The organism is Marinobacter sp. E2 (genome assembly GCF_055755345.1).
On sequence record NZ_CM146911.1, the window covers coordinates 2,075,107 to 2,091,920 of the forward strand.

At 50.8% G+C, this 16,814-nt stretch carries 12 protein-coding genes and 1 pseudogene; 9 read left to right on the top strand and 4 right to left on the bottom strand.

The window, feature by feature from the left end; all coding sequences use genetic code 11:
* The first annotated feature begins 5 nt into the window (after positions 1–5).
* The 5 genes and pseudogenes from prsK to AC0J1C_RS09505 all read left to right on the top strand — a co-directional run.
* Positions 6–2,141, top strand: coding sequence for an XrtA/PEP-CTERM system histidine kinase PrsK (gene prsK, locus AC0J1C_RS09485; protein ID WP_473043620.1), 2,136 nt, complete (start codon positions 6–8; stop codon positions 2,139–2,141).
* 153 nt (positions 2,142–2,294) lie between these two features.
* Positions 2,295–3,620 (top strand): PEP-CTERM-box response regulator transcription factor, encoded by a 1,326-nt coding sequence (gene prsR, locus AC0J1C_RS09490; RefSeq protein ID WP_473046524.1) that lies wholly within the window; start codon positions 2,295–2,297, stop codon positions 3,618–3,620.
* A gap of 45 nt (positions 3,621–3,665) precedes the next feature.
* Complete coding sequence (locus AC0J1C_RS09495; RefSeq protein ID WP_473043622.1) at positions 3,666–4,625, top strand: tetratricopeptide repeat protein; 960 nt, start codon at positions 3,666–3,668, stop codon at positions 4,623–4,625.
* Positions 4,603–6,348, top strand: coding sequence for a tetratricopeptide repeat protein (locus AC0J1C_RS09500; RefSeq protein WP_473043624.1), 1,746 nt, complete (start codon positions 4,603–4,605; stop codon positions 6,346–6,348). The genes AC0J1C_RS09495 and AC0J1C_RS09500 overlap by 23 nt, the downstream gene beginning before the upstream one ends.
* Before the next feature lie 844 nt (positions 6,349–7,192).
* Positions 7,193–7,276 (top strand): annotated as a pseudogene (locus AC0J1C_RS09505) (PEP-CTERM sorting domain-containing protein); the annotation flags it as partial.
* A gap of 83 nt (positions 7,277–7,359) precedes the next feature.
* Here AC0J1C_RS09505 and xrt read toward each other — a convergent pair.
* Entirely contained in the window at positions 7,360–8,931 is a 1,572-nt protein-coding gene (gene xrt / locus AC0J1C_RS09510) for an exosortase (protein WP_473043625.1), read from the bottom strand.
* Between the two features lie 379 nt (positions 8,932–9,310).
* Between xrt and AC0J1C_RS09515 the strand changes: the two genes are divergently transcribed.
* From AC0J1C_RS09515 to AC0J1C_RS09530, 4 genes are all read left to right on the top strand, one after another.
* Entirely contained in the window at positions 9,311–10,540 is a 1,230-nt protein-coding gene (locus AC0J1C_RS09515; protein ID WP_473043626.1) for a CDP-glycerol glycerophosphotransferase family protein, read from the top strand.
* Positions 10,541–10,568: 28 nt separating this feature from the next.
* Complete coding sequence (locus tag AC0J1C_RS09520; protein ID WP_473043627.1) at positions 10,569–12,116, top strand: oligosaccharide flippase family protein; 1,548 nt, start codon at positions 10,569–10,571, stop codon at positions 12,114–12,116.
* A 75-nt stretch (positions 12,117–12,191) separates the two neighbouring features.
* Entirely contained in the window at positions 12,192–13,049 is an 858-nt protein-coding gene (locus AC0J1C_RS09525; protein ID WP_473043629.1) for a polysaccharide pyruvyl transferase family protein, read from the top strand.
* Entirely contained in the window at positions 13,050–14,057 is a 1,008-nt protein-coding gene (locus AC0J1C_RS09530; protein ID WP_473043630.1) for a glycosyltransferase, read from the top strand.
* Between the two features lie 4 nt (positions 14,058–14,061).
* Here AC0J1C_RS09530 and AC0J1C_RS09535 read toward each other — a convergent pair whose 3' ends face one another.
* Genes AC0J1C_RS09535 through AC0J1C_RS09545 form a run of 3 tightly spaced genes read right to left on the bottom strand, consistent with a single transcriptional unit; the run spans position 14,062 to position 16,752 of the window.
* Entirely contained in the window at positions 14,062–15,030 is a 969-nt protein-coding gene (locus AC0J1C_RS09535; RefSeq protein WP_473043632.1) for a glycosyltransferase family 2 protein, read from the bottom strand.
* Positions 15,027–16,010, bottom strand: a complete 984-nt coding sequence (locus AC0J1C_RS09540; protein ID WP_473043633.1) for a glycosyltransferase family 2 protein — start codon at positions 16,008–16,010, stop codon at positions 15,027–15,029. The genes AC0J1C_RS09535 and AC0J1C_RS09540 overlap by 4 nt, the downstream gene beginning before the upstream one ends.
* A 37-nt stretch (positions 16,011–16,047) precedes the next feature.
* Complete coding sequence (locus tag AC0J1C_RS09545; RefSeq protein WP_473043635.1) at positions 16,048–16,752, bottom strand: GNAT family N-acetyltransferase; 705 nt, start codon at positions 16,750–16,752, stop codon at positions 16,048–16,050.
* Positions 16,753–16,814: the final 62 nt, after the last annotated feature.

Consider the following 16,814-nt stretch of genomic DNA (forward strand, 5'->3'; position numbering starts at 1 on the left):
AGGTGATGTTCAGGGATTTGGGCGTCTTAAGTCATGGTGCGGCAGCCACTTGCTTTCTGCTTCTCGCATTGGTGGTCGGCACTCGTTACCTTCGAAGGAACGTAGATCGGGCCCTATTTCTTGCTGCCCTCGTGTCCTGTCTCTGGGCTGTCTCTCTCGTTACCCAGAGCCTGTTCGGCCAGCCGGACTTCCTGATTCGCTACCTCCTTGAACTTCTTCGCGACGCTACCTGGCTACTTCTGCTCTTTGCCATTCTGAAGGACTCCTTCAAGTCTTCAGGCATCAGTGTACGCGCCCGAACCCTCATGGTCGCCACGGGCGGCATTCTGGTTGCCGGCCTGATGATACTGGCTATTGCCGAATATCTGTTTGAGTGGGAATCAATCGGAGGTAAAGCCAAGGTCCTCGGACAGATTGGCCTCTCGCTGCTCGGCCTGACTGTACTTGAGCAGATCTGGCGCAATTCCAGCGGCCTCGGGCGAACCAGCATGAAGTACCTGTGCATCGGCATCATTACCATTTTTGCCTTCGATTTCTTCATGTACACCGACGCCCTGCTTTTTGGCCAGATCTCCGACTCTTTCTGGAACGCCCGGGGGTTCATCAACGCCGCCATGGTGCCCCTGTTTGCGGTAAACGTAATCAACACTCGCAAGCAGCCCATTGACTTCCAGCTCTCAAGAACCGCGGTGTTCCATGCCAGCACGCTGGTGTTCGCCGGTGGTTATCTGCTGTTCCTTGCCATGGGCGGCTACTACGTTCGCGTTCTGGGGGGTAACTGGGGCGAGGCGCTCCAGGTGTTGTTCCTCACCATTTCCCTGGTTTTTCTTGCCACACTGCTCCTCTCGCGCCGTATCCGCGCCCGGCTCATGGTCCTGATCAGCCAGAATTTCTTTGACTACAAGTACGACTACCGGGAGGAATGGCTGAGAATGACCCGCGAATTGGCCGACCTCAGTAACGATCCCCCGCTGCCGGAACGGGTGATCCGGATTCTCGCGGGCCTTGTGGAAAGCAACAGCGGCGCGATCTGGCTCAAAGGAGAGCGTGATGCCTACGTATTGAAGGCCGCCGTGAACCTTACCACGCCCAAGCACACCATGATCGACGACGACGCCGAGCTGGTCCGCTTTTTCACAGACCGGGAATGGATCGTTGACCTGCACGAATACAAGTCCGACCCCGTCAGCTATAACCTCTTGGAAATTCCGGACGCCATCGCCAAAACCGCCGACGGCTGGCTGGTGATACCGCTGTATCTTGGAAACGATCTCTACGGAATGGCCCTGGTCGGCAACCCTTATGCGCGGGTTGAGCTGAACTGGGAAAATTTTGATCTGATCAAGGTGGTGGCCCGACAAACCTGTAACCTTCTCGCGCAGGCCGATGCCCAGAACCGCCTGTCGCGGGCCATGCAGTTTGAGGCGGTGAGCAAAGCCTCAGCATTTATGGTGCACGACCTGAAAACCGTCATTGCCCAGCTCTCCCTGCTGGTAAAAAACGCCCCGAAACACCGGAACAACCCGGCATTCATCGACGACATGATCAACACCACCGACCACGCCGTTCGCAAGATGTCCGGCCTGGTCGACCACATTCGCCGACCCGGCGATGACGACGATTCCCAGCTCAAATTGCTGAACCTGGGAGACCTCACCCGCAAGCTGGTTGAGCATCACCAGCGGCAGGCGCCCGCACCACGAATCGACGGCGACACACCAACCGCGCTGATAAAAGCGGACGAAGAGCAGCTCCGCAGCGTGCTGGGGCATCTTATTCAGAATGCCCAGGACGCCACGCCTCCAACCGGTGACATCTCGATCGCGCTGAAACTTGCCAAGGGCAAAGTGGTGTTGTTCATCCAGGACACCGGCACAGGAATGACCAGAGAGTTCATCTCCAGCCAGTTGTTCAAACCGTTCGAAAGCACCAAAGGGCTCACGGGCATGGGCATTGGTGCCTACCAGGCCAGGGAATACATTCGGCGAATCGGTGGCGACATCGATGTGACCAGCGAGCCCGGGGTGGGTTCGTGCTTTTCAGTCCGCATTCCGCTTGCCAGTGAGCAACCGAAAGTGACCGAACTGCCAGAGGTGCGACCGGATTCCGTAACAGAAGAGGCCAGACAAAACGCCAATTAATTGTCGTTTCTTAACGGAGGATTAAACCAGCATTGCAAAGTGTCAATGTTCGGTTGAGAATCTAGGCTGTGGAAATAAAAAAACAAAGGACTTGTTGCTGTTGTGACCAGACGACTCTTGATAGTAGAAGATGATCCCGGCCTTCAGAGCCAGATGCGTTGGTGTTTCAGTGAGGATCTGCAGGTATCTGTAGCCTCCGACAGGGACTCGGCCCTGACCTGCCTGCGGCGGGAAGAGCCCGAAGTTGTCACTCTGGATCTCGGCCTGCCGCCCGACCCCGGAGGAGCCAGCGAAGGCTTCCGGCTGCTTGAGGACATTCTCCAGCTTGCACCCATGACCAAGATCATTGTGGTTACCGGTCGTGAAGATAAAGAAAATGCCGTCAAGGCCGTCGGAATGGGCGCCGCCGATTTTTATCAAAAACCGTTAGACGCGGACATCCTCACTTTTGTTGTCAACCGGGCGTTCCGCCTGGCAGAGCTCGAGAGAGAAAACCGTGAACTTGCTGCCCGTGGCAATGGCGCAAACATAAAGGGTATTGTCGCTTCCAGCCCGCAGATGTTAGCCATCTGCCGCACGTTGGAAAAAGTAGCTCCTACTGACGTCACTACTCTAATCACCGGCGAAACCGGCACCGGCAAGGAACTGTTGGCCCGCGCACTGCACGATCTAAGTCAACGGGCAGCCAAACCTTTCGCGGCAATTAACTGTGCGGCAATTCCTGAAAACCTTCTTGAAAGCGAACTTTTCGGGTTTGAGAAAGGTTCCTTCACTGGGGCAACTCAATCCAAAAAAGGAAAAATTGAAAGCGCCAATGGCGGCACGTTATTTCTGGACGAAATTGGCGACATGCCCATGGCGCTTCAAGCCAAGCTTCTGAGATTCCTCCAGGAACGAGTTGTTGATCGTGTCGGCTCGGTTAATCCTGTACCGGTTGACGTTCGGGTGGTCTGCGCTACCCATCGTGATTTGCAGAGACTGATCGATTCCGGACAGTTTCGTGAGGACCTGTATTACCGAATCAGTGAAATTACTCTGGATGTACCGTCCGTTAGAGATAGGGATGGTGATGCCCTGGTAATCGCACGCTCTCTACTCAACACCCTTGGCAAGCAAATGGATCGGGCGAACCTTTGCTTTAGCGAGGATGCCATTGCCGCCATCAATCAATATTCCTGGCCCGGAAACGTGCGAGAAATGATCAACAAGGTAAAGCGCGCAACCATAATGGCCGAAGGTAAACGGGTTACCGCGGATGACCTGGAGTTAATAACGAATAATGAAGGATCCCCTCAGAATCACCTGAACCTTCGCCAGGTTCGTGAACACGCGGAGCGTGCGGCCATTCTTCAAGCGCTTCAGTCCTGCAGCTATAACATGGCAAAAGCATCGCGACTGCTTGGCATTACCCGCCCAACTCTCTACAACCTGACTGACAAGTACAAGATCGAAACCTCGCAAGAACCATCAAACGCTTGAGGCGCCCAGGGAATCCAAAGGATCAAAAGAAAAGGAATCAGGATCATGAATAAAGCGATCAGCCTGCAGTCGATTATCCCGATCGTGCTTCTCTCAGTGCTTTTGGGGGGATGCGGTGGTAACAGCGAGGAAATGAGTCAGGAAGAAATCCAGTACCTTAGCCATATCGATCAGGCTCGTTTTTTCCAGCGCCAGGGAGAGCTGAAGGCAAGCACCATAGAAGCTCGTAGTGCAATTGATCTGCAGCCCAATAGTGCCGAACCTTATTTAATCATCATCAACAATCTTCTGATCGCTGGGGATGCCCTGAATTCCGAGCGACAGCTCAATCAACTGATGGAAGAAATTGATCCCTCAAGTATCAGCCAATCTACTCTTAATGAAGCCGCGCTGGTGCGTTCCGAATCCAATCTCAGGCAGGGCGACCTAAAGAATGCGCTCACAGCTCTTGATGCTATTCAGGGCGCGGACCGCGCACAACAACAGAAAGCGGCTTTGCTGAAGGGGCAGATTGAGCTGGCTTCAGGGAACGTCCAAGCTGCCCGAGAATCCTATGAGACTGCCAGGGCACTGGCGCCGACCTCAGCTGAACCTCTGGTTGGCTTGTCGAAAGCGGCAATTCTTGAGGATGAACCTGAAAAAGCTCAAGACCTGGTTCAGGAGGCTCAGAAAATTGACCCGCAGAGTGCGGAGCTGTCTCTATGGATTGCCCAGCTAGCCCATCGAGAGGGCAAGTGGGAAAAAGCAGAACAGGCGTACATCAAAGCGTTAGAATCCATTGGTCAGTACGATGTTATGACCTACCGGAAATTCGAGACAATGTCAGCCTTGATTGATGTTCTTCGAGAACAGGGCAAGGCGTCTGAGGCCTTCGTTTACGAGGAAATCCTTTCCAAATCCGCTCCCGGCACCATTCGCAGCAACTTAATTGCCGCGCAAGAAGCCGCCAATAAGGGCGAACTGACTACGGCGGCCCGTTATCTTGAATCAGGCTCCGAACCATGAGCAAGCCGCAATTATGCTGGGACTTATCCGCTACCGCCAGGGCCGGCCAGAGGAGGCAGAAGCACTGTTAGAGCCGCTCGCCGCTCTGGAAGACTCAGAACGCGCTCAGAAATTGCTTGCCGCTACTCGACTGCAGTTGCGCAACGTAGATGGCGCCAAAGAAGTCTTAGCCGGCCTCAAAGATCAAAACTCCGACCCAGCGACTATGGCGCTGGTTGGTATCGCCTCGTTGGCAAGTGGCGACAAAGAAGGCGGCGAAACGATGATCGAACGCTCTCTGGAATTAGCCCCAACCAACAATAGTCTCCGGCTTCGTTACGCGATCTACCTGACACAGCAAGGGCAGACCTCCGAAGCGATTAGTCAGATCCAGACTGTCATCGAGAACGACCCGAAGCTTGATCAGGCCCGCCTGCTTCTGATTCAGGCACACGCCTCTGCAAATAACCTCACAGCCGCACGCAAGGCCGCAGAAACATGGCTTGAGCAGCAGCCTGACAACCTCAATGCCCTGATCGCGCTGGGTAACGTTGCCGCCCGTTCTGGCGAGTCGGCCAAAGCTGAAACGTACTTCAAACAAGCTGCCAAAGCCCAGCCGGAGAGCGCCGCTCCATTGGTGTCGCTGGGCACTCTGGCGCTGTCGCAGAACAAGCCGAAACAAGCAGAGAACTTTTTCATTCAGGCCGTCAAACTCCAACCGGATAACCAACAAGCACTTCGCGGTCTGACATCTGTTATGGACCGCAGTCAAATTACAACCCTGATGGAAGGTATCCTTCAAAAACAGCCAGAAGCCATCGGCCCCCGACTGATATTGCTGGAGTCTGCCCTGATCAATGGCAACCAGAGCAAAGCCGACGAACTCACCGCCCTATTACTAGAGCGGAAAGACGCGAATGAGCCCGCCCCTGCATCCAACCTGGTTGCGACCGTTTATCACGGGATAGCCTCGCAATTCGCTCAGCGTGACGAACTGGAACAGGCGATGAAGATCCTGAATCGCGGCCGCGTGCTCTTCCCGGAAAATGAGCAGATTGGCCTCCAGGCTGCCACCGTCGCCTTCGCCACGGACGACACCAAGAGCGCCCGTGAGATACTCAGCGACGTCAAACAGAGCCATCCCGAATCAGCAGGCCCCCTTGTGGTGGAAGCGCAGTACCTGCTGGAGCAAGAAAAGTACAAACAAGCCGCAGACCTCTACCAGTTGGCCTTGGATAAAGAACGTACACCGGAGCTCGAAGTGGCCTACGCTAAGGCCTTGGCCAACAGCGGGCAAGAAACTGAAGCACTGAAAAGCTTGGAGGCAGCAAAAGACCGTTTCCCGGGATCAGAAACACTACTGACCAATCTGGCCATCCTTCAGCAACAAAAAGGAAGCACGGAAGCCGCAGCACAAACTTACGCGAAGCTGGTCGAAATCGCTCCAGACAATGTGATTGCCCTGAACAATCTCGCGTGGATTTACCATCAACAGAACGACCCGCAAGCCCTCGAGCTCGCTCGAAAAGCTTACGGGCTAAGCAGCAACAACGCAGCTGTGGCCGATACCTACGGTTGGATTCTGTTCAAAGCTGGTAAGACCAAGGAGAGCCTGCCAATTCTGGAGAAGGCCTATCAACTGCAGCCTGATTCGCAGGAGATTGCGATGCATCTTGCTGAATCCTATAGAGCCTCGGGAATGAATCAAGACGCTAAACGTATTCTTGAGAGTCTGGAAAAGTGAGTGCCCTTAGCTGATACCCTCTTTGACCTCGTGAGTTGGGATCGTCTTACAGCTAATTCTTCTAACACAGATGGTCGGCGCCTGAACCGTGAGCGAGCGCGAAGTCGGTCAAAATGATGGACCTACAAGCGCTCATCTCCACAAAGAAACAAAACAGAAAGCTCCACACCGCTCCGAACGTCAGCTCTCTTTACACAAAGCACTTCCCACCCAACCAGTACAGATCCCATCTTATTGAATTCAATAGAAACTTTAGTGCTGGCACAACATGTGCTTTTTTTCAGAATAGGAGCAGTACCCTCAGCGCGATTACAGGAGTAACACAATGAAATTTACTAGAACCGTCTCTGCACTTGCCCTTGGTGCCAGCTTAGCTTATTCGGCTAACGCCTCTATCATCGTAAGCGATGGTAGCGGTGGCTCCATCCCGCAAGTAGGTGTTGTTAACGATGTGTTGGGCAGCGTGACTGAAGCAGCACCGGCAGGTTTTGGCGCAAACTTATCGTCTGTTGGACCGATCACCGTAACGTTCGAGTTCCTGGGCTTTGAGGCCGGCTTTAACAACGAGTTCTATGTTAAAGGCACAAAGGTATTCAGTAATTATGGCTCGTCTTCCGTCGGAAGCACCTATACCACCACGTTCTGGGGAGGTTACTTCGACTTTGCGTTCATGAGCCCAAACGGGTCAGCGGTTAACGGCAGCAACCCCGCACCAACCAGTCTGGTGAACTACTTCGTTGCCACCAGCAGCCCTAACTTCAGTGGGGATTTGTTCCTGGCGTTTGACGATGACGGAAACAACAACGACGATAACCATGATGACATGGTTATTCGGGTGAGCCGCGCGTCAGTGCCTGAACCAGGCACCCTTGCCCTCCTGGGACTTGGCCTGGTCGGCTTGGGTGTGGCCCGCAGACGCAAGGCTTAACAGCTCACATATAGATAAAAGCGGCACCCCAGGTGCCGCTTTTTCGTTTCTACATCGCTGCCTAAAGCCGGTTCACGAATGCATTATCTGGAAACAGATGCATAGACCCGGTCCAGGTAATTCTCAACTTCCGAACGAATCTGCGGGATAACCTCAGAAAGACGTTGCTGGGGTTCGCAATCAGCACACTCCAAAGCTACTACAAGCAGGGACGCATCCGTTCTTTTATTCATGATGCCCGGCAATTGCGCGAGTTTCGCTTGTAACTCATTATTCTCCCATCGCCCTTCAACGTAATAGCCGTAAGCCAAGTGAATCAGATTTTCTGCGCCGAGAGGTTTTAAAGTCATGCCAGACATCAATGGGCCGTTTTCTGAGTTCACTTCAAATACACTCTTAACGCTATATCTAGAAGGCTCATACAACCGGTTATTATAATTCACCAACTCATGTCCAGCCCGCTGCACATCGTAGCTATAGAGGCCCAAAAACAATCGCTCGCTTGTTTCACCATCTGTGCCCAGACTCACCTTGCTTATGTAACTCCGTTCTACAAATCGATCCGGACGCTCAATGGACGGAGACCAGCCCGACATGTTTCCCGTAAACAGGGGCATCCAGTTGTCTTGAGGAACAAAGGAACTCGCGTGCTTTGACGTGCCGACATTGTGGCTGTCGGGCACCCCAGGCAGTGCAAACCACGCTAGCAAACTCAAGAAAATTAGCGTACATGCGGCTATGACAGATTTACTGTGCGCATCTCTCGCGAAGGGAGCTCTGAGTGATTTTTCCTCACCAGCGGGAGAACCAGGCAGGTTACCCTCACGTTTCTCAAGAACACGACCAGCGAAAAATAATGGAATAAGAGTTACCGCAAAAACCATCCAGCCGAAATTGTCGTGCTCGTTTATGAGACTGCTTTGCATGTTGCTCTCGTGCCCTACGTATATGATAACGAATACGCGTATCCAGTTAGCCACCAGGGCCAAACACACAGCAAACAGATAAAGCCAGACTTTCGATGAAACACTCTTAAGATTGAGTTCACCATAAAGAAGAGCGAGTAACTGCCCTACCAAGAGGTAACGAAGCCCCGAACAGCCATGGGCGACCTCAAAGATTCCGATACCTGTCAGGTAAACAAAAATGCCTTCAACTCTAAAATCAATACCGAATATCCCGAGCAAGAGGCGGTTCACCTCCACGGTGATGATCTGCAGTGTCCAGGCGAGATAGTCCCAGACCGGCACGGCCAGAAAAAGTATGCCGATCGGTACAATAAACTGGCGCACCTGCCGCCAGCCAAGAAGCACAGCGGCGGCGCCCAGTATCATCGGGACGATGGTCAACTCACTCAGTGCCTGCACCCGCATTATGTCACCCAAGGCGTAAACAACGAGTACAAGAACAAAAGGCACCAACCAACCTGGGTAGAAGCCCAGCGACACAGGTTGTCGCTTTGCTGAACGAACTATAAGGAATACGGAGACAGCAAGCAGCAAGAGACCATGAGAGTAAGCTTGGTCGAACTTAAACCAACGGTTTACAATTCCCAGAACGGTCTCCGACGCCAGGAAACCGATGGAAAAAAGAACCAACCCAAAAGTTAGAAGATCCTTCGCCATACATCGAATTCGCGTCCATTCAATGCTCATATCTTTCTGATCCCTCAAGAAGACAACTATTCATTCAAGGATTCTGCCTTCCAGAACAATTTTTTACCATCGCCTTGCACTCCTACAAGCGAAACCAATGGTAAGCTGCTTCTGCATGGCAGTAGTTGCCAACCACACAGATAGCAAGGGTCAACATCGGACTCACTGACCTGTCGACAGTGCGTCGCCACTCATTGCATAGATTCGTCGGGAACTTTCCGTTGAACGAGCCTGTTACGGGCAAAGATCGTTTTATAGAGCCCGGACCCATGGTGTACACTTTGGGCTAAGTTTCAAGATTGATTGCAAGCCATTCACCCCACCAACCGATGTCATGATATCCCGCCTTCGTTAAGAAAGCTCAGAGTGGAAACACAGTGTGATCAGACTAAAAACATTAATTCGCACCGCAGTCTCCAGTACATTTGAGAAATTTGGACCTATACGTGTTCTGTTCCTTGTGCACAACGAAATAGGTTTTACAAACCAAGCCCCCATACTTAAAGCAATGTCTAACCATCCGTCATTTAGATGTGCGACAACAGGGGCGAATAGAGATGAAATGATTGAATTTTCTGATGATGATCTTTCTGAGCTCTTCAGAAAGAATGAGATTACCGGACGAAAAGCAGCGCTGACACTATGGCATTATGTCGTTTCCACCGACATCCACCATTTTTGGCTCTCCTGGCCATCTGTCGGCGTGTCCATTGGACATGGCAGTTGCTTTGGAAACGGTCGGCGCTCACGCATCAACCAGAAGCCCTGGGCTCAGATAACCGCGGAACAAGACAACGTTTCAATTGTGGTCTGCCCAGGAAGGGGTTTTTACAACGAGTTGATCGAAAGTTCGTCGGAGCTTCGCATGAACCCCAGAAAGGCCTTCTTGCTTGCAGGCAACCCTAAATTGTCGACGCTTTCTTCAAACCAAATAGACAAGAAAGCTGTTCTTGAAAAACTGCACCTAGATGGGAACAGAAAAACTATTCTAATTTCCTCGCACTGGACGCAGATGTCTCTTTTAAGAGATCTTGACGTTCCTGTGGTTCAGTCTGTGTGTGAGTGGGCCAGTGAGTACAACGTTATCGTCACGGGACATCCAAAACTATGGAATTTAACAGTCAAAAAAGACGGATTTAATGGACAAGCACTACTTGATCGTTTGCAATCATTAGTGGATCACTATCCTTCACGTTTGAGGATTTGCCCAACAGGCCATCCTTTCGAAATGATGGCTGCATCTGACTACTTGCTCTGTGACCATAGCTCCATCCGAGTCGAATATAGCCTTCTCGAGAGACCGGCCGCTCTTTATCGAAATTCGCAGTTTCAGTGCCAATCTGAAATTACCGATAAACTGTATCGAGAATCGTCCGAAGTTTTTAACGATCTAACCAGTCTTCAAGAAGCAATCAAAACAATAACCCATCCAGACTATGATAAAACTCGGTCTATCAGAGAGCTTAGAGATCATTTCATCTCAGATTCTTCTAATAGCGCAGAAACTATCAGAGATTTCTTATTGAATTGTGGTCGGGTATCTTCTCCATTCTCCAATCGCTGGAAAACGGTAAAGGAAGTGGAGACAAAGTATCTACTAAAAACCTGAACGCGCTAACCAAGGACTCTGGATCTGAATGTCACTTCCTAAAAAGCTTTTTCGTGGCTCTGTCGCACAGACACTGATGACATTGGTCAATATCGCCGTTGGGTTGTTCATGCTGCCCTTTATGGTCAGCCAGCTGGGCGAATCGCTGTATGGTTTCTGGATCTTGATTGGGGGCTTCACGGCAAGTCTTTATCTTTTTGATTTCGGTTTTGCCACGGCCGTCACCCGTTTTATGTCACGCTTCATCAGTCAAGGTGAAGAAGATGCCGCCAATAGGGTTATAAACTCTGCACTCCTCATTTATACCGGGTTGGCACTGTTAGTTTTAGTGGCCACCTTGACGATCGCAGCCGTGTCGAAAATATGGGTTGAAGATCCTTCCAACGTTGATATGGTTCGACTGCTTGTTTTCCTGGCCGGACTCGGATTAGTAATCTCATTTCCATTCAAAGCCTTTGCCGGGATTGGTGCAGCTTACGTTCGCTACGACCTAATGGCATGGACCCGTATTGCCATAAAGCTCATAACTACGGCATTTACAATCATCGCGCTCCTTAGCGGTTACAAACTTATTGCCGTTGCTTTGGTACAGTTGGGGGGATCGATTGCCAGTGACCTCGCAACTCTATTGATCGCAAAGTACCTTTTTAAACCACTTAGATTGAAAGCAGACTTTATCGACAGAGAAACGATCCGCTCACTCGCGGGTTATAGTGGATGGGCCTTCCTTCTCGATCTGACAAAGCTCATCAAGGGCAAAGCGGACATTTTCATTATCGGTGGCCTACTTGGTACAGGCCCACTTACAATCTACTATGTAGCCGTACGCCTTGTTGAGTACAGTCTGGACTTTTTGACCAAAGCAACAGGCATGACAACTCCTGTTTTCGCTGGATACCAGGCCAGAGAAGACTACGAGGGACTCCGAAGTAAAACCGTAATTTTTATTCGAATCAATCTATTACTGGGGGCTTTTGCCGCCTATGGCCTTATTTTGCTCGGGGAACCACTCATCAGAATATGGATGGGTTCGGAGTTTAATTTCCACTCAGCGTATGAAGTACTTGCCATCATGATTGTCGGCCGTATCGTCGCATTCGTTTTTGCACCGCTTAGCAATGTTCTAATGGCAATCTCCAAACCCAGGCTACTCGCTTATCTAAGCATGTTTGAAGCAGTTGTCTCTTTAGTTCTGATTTACCCGGCCCTAGTCTTTCTCGAGGCGGGCATCGCTGGTGCCGCAGTTGCCATTGTTTTGCCTTTCTTTGTTACAAGAACGCTGATACTGCCTATTATCATCCAGCGCCAAATTGATTTACACGTATCACGCCTATATCGAAACCTACTTAAACCCGTTCTTCTCCTCATCGTTTCAAGTGTTATTGCAAATAGTATCCTATTGGATGTCTTGAAGGCCTCGAATTTCTGGAGCCTTTTAGGGAGCGCACTTATCATTAGCGCACTCTACTGGGCGCTAATGCTTCCAAGTCTGACTAAAGAAGAATGGGCCTATATTAGAAAGATGCTACCGGACAAACTGAATAGACATTCCGGAAAAACCCGGGAAAAAGGCTAAAGCCTAATCATTGTGTCATCAGATCTAAGCATTTCTGTGTTAACAAGGAGTTCCGTCCTCTCAAGAGTCTATGGAATGAACATGAAGCGTGCGCTAAAACAGTTTACCAAACATGCCCAAGGCACTTGGTTAGACGTAACTGGTTACCCCATCAACGCTTATTGGTGGAAAGAACGAATCAACTTCGGCGATCTGATAACACCGGCGCTACTCAAAAGTTACGGCCTTACTCCCAGATTCGAGAAGCCCGCAATGGCAGATCTGGTTTCTACGGGTAGCGTTCTCCAGCAGTTACCTTCAACTTTTTCAGGTATTGTCCTGGGCTCTGGTTTGATCGAAGACCGAACACTATCTCTGCCACACGCAAGATTCCTGGCAGTTAGGGGGGAGCTATCTCGCGACCGAAGTGGCGCGCCATCGGACACAGCACTCGGTGATCCTGGCTTATTGTCCGGCAGGCTACTTTCGCAGAAAGCACCCAAAAAGAAGCATTCATTGGGGCTCATTCCTCACTACTCGGACAAGGACGATCCTGCTCTCCAGCAGTGGTTATTGAAGCAGGCCCAGGCCGTTCATCTGATTGACGTTGAACGACAACCCCATGTTGTCATCAATGATATTGCGCAGTGTGACTATGTCGTATCTTCATCATTGCATGGCATTATCGCTGCACACGCTCTAGGCATCTCGGCAATGTGGTTGAAAATTTCGGACAGGCTCAAAGGTGGGGATTTCAAATTCCGGGACTACGCATCCTCTTTAAGTATGCAGCTACCACCGGTGCAACTGGACATTAATCTGACAGTGAATCAAATGCTTGCCAAGGCGACTCAGCCCGACCAATTAGTCCTCGCAGAAAGGCAAAGGACTCTCGACTCGCTATTCCAGAAGATTGCGAGTGAAGTCAAAGAATATAAACATAGGGATATCTGAATGAGAAAGCTGGTATTCCTGTTTCCACGAATGGATATCCAGAGCGGGGGTCATATCGCGCAATGGCGTTTTTACGAAGTTTTTAGGAAACTCGCTCCTACGACCCGCGCCATAACCTATCAACATCGCGTCGACGGATTCCCCTTTCTTGATGATAAGCTGTCCGAGCCTCCCGAGGATGAAGAAATTTTCGTGGTTCACTGGGGCCCTAACGTTCCTGCGCTGTTAAACCGGCTTAAAGGGCGCAACGTTGTTTACTTCGCACACAGCACTGGGTGGGGTTTCCTTTTGCCTCCGGAAGTGCCGGTCATAACGGTAAGTAAGCATACTCAGGCCTATTGGGGACGCGAAGCACCTAACCAGTTCATTATGAGGCTGCCCAATATTATCGGAGAAGAATATCGACCCAAGAGCGGTGATCGTGATATCGATGTACTGATCCAAAAGCGCAAATCATCAGCCTACCTGCTAGATGCACTTGCACCAAAACTTGCAGAACAATGTAACTTGGTGATTCTGGATGAATGGGTAGACGATCTCTCCCATTACCTCAACCGAACAAAAATCTATTTATACGACTCCACCGATCATTGGGCACAAATGAAAGCCAGTGAAGGTTTCGGGCTACCACCGCTCGAGGCCATTGCGTGCGGGTGTAAAGTATTCTCTAGTGTTAATGACTCACTCTCTGACTATCTTGATCCAGGCTTCAACAGCTACAAACTCAGAACCTATTCGACAGCATTCGATTGCGCTCGAATTCTGGCCGAAGTGGAGCGTTTTGTACCCGAAGACTCAGAGGAACTGGTGTCGAAATATCGAGAGCCCGCCGTCGTTGAACGAGCATCGGCAGTAATGACAGCCCTCAACGAGTTTTTTGATTTTTGCCCCAATGCGCCGTCCGATCTTCCTCAGCCGAAACCGGCACCACCCAACCGTGGGGGCTACGCAGGCCTTTTGTCTCTCGTTATCTCCGCATTATCGAGAGCTATTCGGGGCACTCGGTAGAATGCTAACGCTTTATCGTTCGAGAATGGCGGTAGATCGAATCCGGTAACAGGCTTTTGACGATCCCCTTGAAGCCCGCCCAGGAAGGTGAGTAGAAAAAACTCTGAACAAAGGCGTTCAAAGCAGCCCTCTTTGAAGAAGCTTCGAATCTCATATACCCCGCTGTAAGGTAATTACGGCCAATCCAGCTCCTCACGAGCCGTTTCTGGTATGCCGAGAGAGCTTGCGAGAACAGTTTTTTTCCCACCCGAGTCCTTTCTATTGCCTGTCGTTCCAAACCTTGTCTGGAGATACTGGTTGGAACACTACGGTATATAAACGTCGGCTCATCCCTGTAAATAACATCGTAATGGCGCGCAATCCGGAGCCACATGTCCCGATCGTCAAGATTTCTGAGGGATTCATCGTAGCCCCCCACTCGATCAAACACTTCCCGGCGGATAATCACACTGGGTGTTCCAACAAAATTATTCTGTAACAACGCAGAGAAGGCAGCCGAAGAGGGAATTCTCCAAACTCCCTCCGCCAATAGCTCCTTTTTGGCGCGCTTCAGACTCTCTTTCTCATCAGCAACCCGATGTCTGATTATTTCAAGGCGTTCGTCACCAATGTGGAAATTGGTACACAGCATCCCAACGCTATCGTTAGCCTCCATCAGCCTGACCGAAGGCTCAAGCGTATTCGGTAATGCGAAATCGTCAGCATCAAAGAAAGCCACCAGCGGCGCCCGCGCCATTTTCAAACCCAGATTACGTGGCCTGGCGGGACCGCCAGAATTATCAATCTTTTTATAACGCACCAACTCTGAAACGAAGGGCTTTACGACGGAATCGGTATTGTCCGAAGACCCGTCATCAATAATTATCAACTCAAGATCAGGCATCTGCCCGGACAAAGACTGTAGTGTTTCGGGCAAAAACAATGCCGCATTAAAAGCGGGTATAACTACCGAGACCCTGGGAGTCCGCATCATTTCACTAATGCCTTCTTGAGCTTCCTTAAAATTGCGGTAATCCGACTACCCAGTAGAGACAGAATCCACAGCCGAAACCATACCCAACGTTTTCTCGCCCTCCAACCTTCAGCAATCTCATAGCGACACTCTTGCATGTTACCTTGCGAAAAACTTTCATAGGCGAGTGCGTGATAGTTATCAGCGATCTGATCCCGTATGTCATACTCAAAACGCAGATCCAGGGGCTCAACAAGTTGCCGCTCTAACACTTTCAGCTTCGCCGGCGTCCGTTTATGTGCACTGCCTTTTGATATGCTGTTTTCTCCAATACGATAGCAGTGAAAAACCTGGGGAATGTAAACAACCGGAAAATGCCGAGTAAGGCGGAACCACATATCCCTGTCATCGCCATTCGAAAGCGACTCGTCGAATGGACCGACACTATCAAGAACTTTCTTAGGGATGGCGACTCCTGAGGTACCCACGAAGTTCTCCCTCGCCAGCGCACGATACGCCTCCGGTGCTTCAATCCTGACAGGCTCATCACATAACCCAAAGGGCCCGGTGAGCTCATAGCCATCAAGGAAGCGCGGTGTAAGAATCTCGCCTTTTTCGTTAATAGTCCGAAAATTTGAGAAGATCAGCCCAACATCTCGATGGCGCTCATAAGCCTCCTTTGCGGCTGCAATCTTCCCCGGTAACATCAAATCATCTGAGTCAAAAAGGAATACAAGCTCTCCCCTCGCCTCGGCAACACCACGGTTGCGTGGGCTGGCTGGACCACCGCTGTTCGCCTGATAGATGTACCTTATACGCTCATCTTCAAATGCCTGCACGATGGAGCCGGTGTCGTCATTCGAGCCATCATCTACGATAATGACTTCATCGCAGGGCCCGAGTTCGGGAAGCACCGTTCCGAGCGTTTCGGGCAAAGTCTTTGCTGCATTGAAAGACGGAATAACGACAGTTGCCGCTGTAGGTTCTTTGCCTCTGGTCACAGTTCCCTCTTTATCGATGTTCCTATTTTCCCTTGAATCAGGCCAAAGTGCGTTGTTTAACGCGATGCAGAAAGTCTTTGGCGCGATAAAGCAAACGAAATACCCGGCTTCTTACCACCATTATACTAATGAGAGACACGCGATCAGTGGCCAGGTGCGCCTTATAGTCTGTGTTCTTGCCCTCACCTGCCAAGAGGTCGAAATACGATACTTCTGGGTCCTTGAACGCCGCCTCGATGGCGTAGCCCAAGTGCAGCGTGCCCAACGCCACTTTCTTGTGAAAAGCCTGCTCGTAACCCGACTGGATATTGTATACACAACCATCGTAAAGAACGTTGTAAAGAACAGAGACGGGGCGAAGCCCAATGTGCAAAACCATGAGATAAGGCTTGATGCCTTCCGATGCGGCGCAGTTCAGGAAATCCCGGTGAAAAGAAATGCTCCGCTCGCTGAAACAAGGAGTTCCCCAACGTACCCGGTGAAACTGATTGAGCAGCTCGAAAAATTCGGTGGTCCGCTCTGGCCAGAAGTTCTCTTCGATCACACTTCCCAACGATTCAAAAACCTTTCGACGATTAAAAAGTTTCAAGCGCGTGCTCTTCCCAAGGCCACCAAGGTAATTCTCATAACCGCTTGAAACATCGACACCATAGGAAGTGTCCTTCCTTATACTACGAACAAGCCAACCATTATTCTGCGCCCAGCATGCTATCGCCGGGAGTTCTCCAGTATCGGATTTCATGTCTGAGAACACCGCTTCCGTCCACTTAGCTTGCTCTAGCCTCATTAACGTCTGCTCCAGTC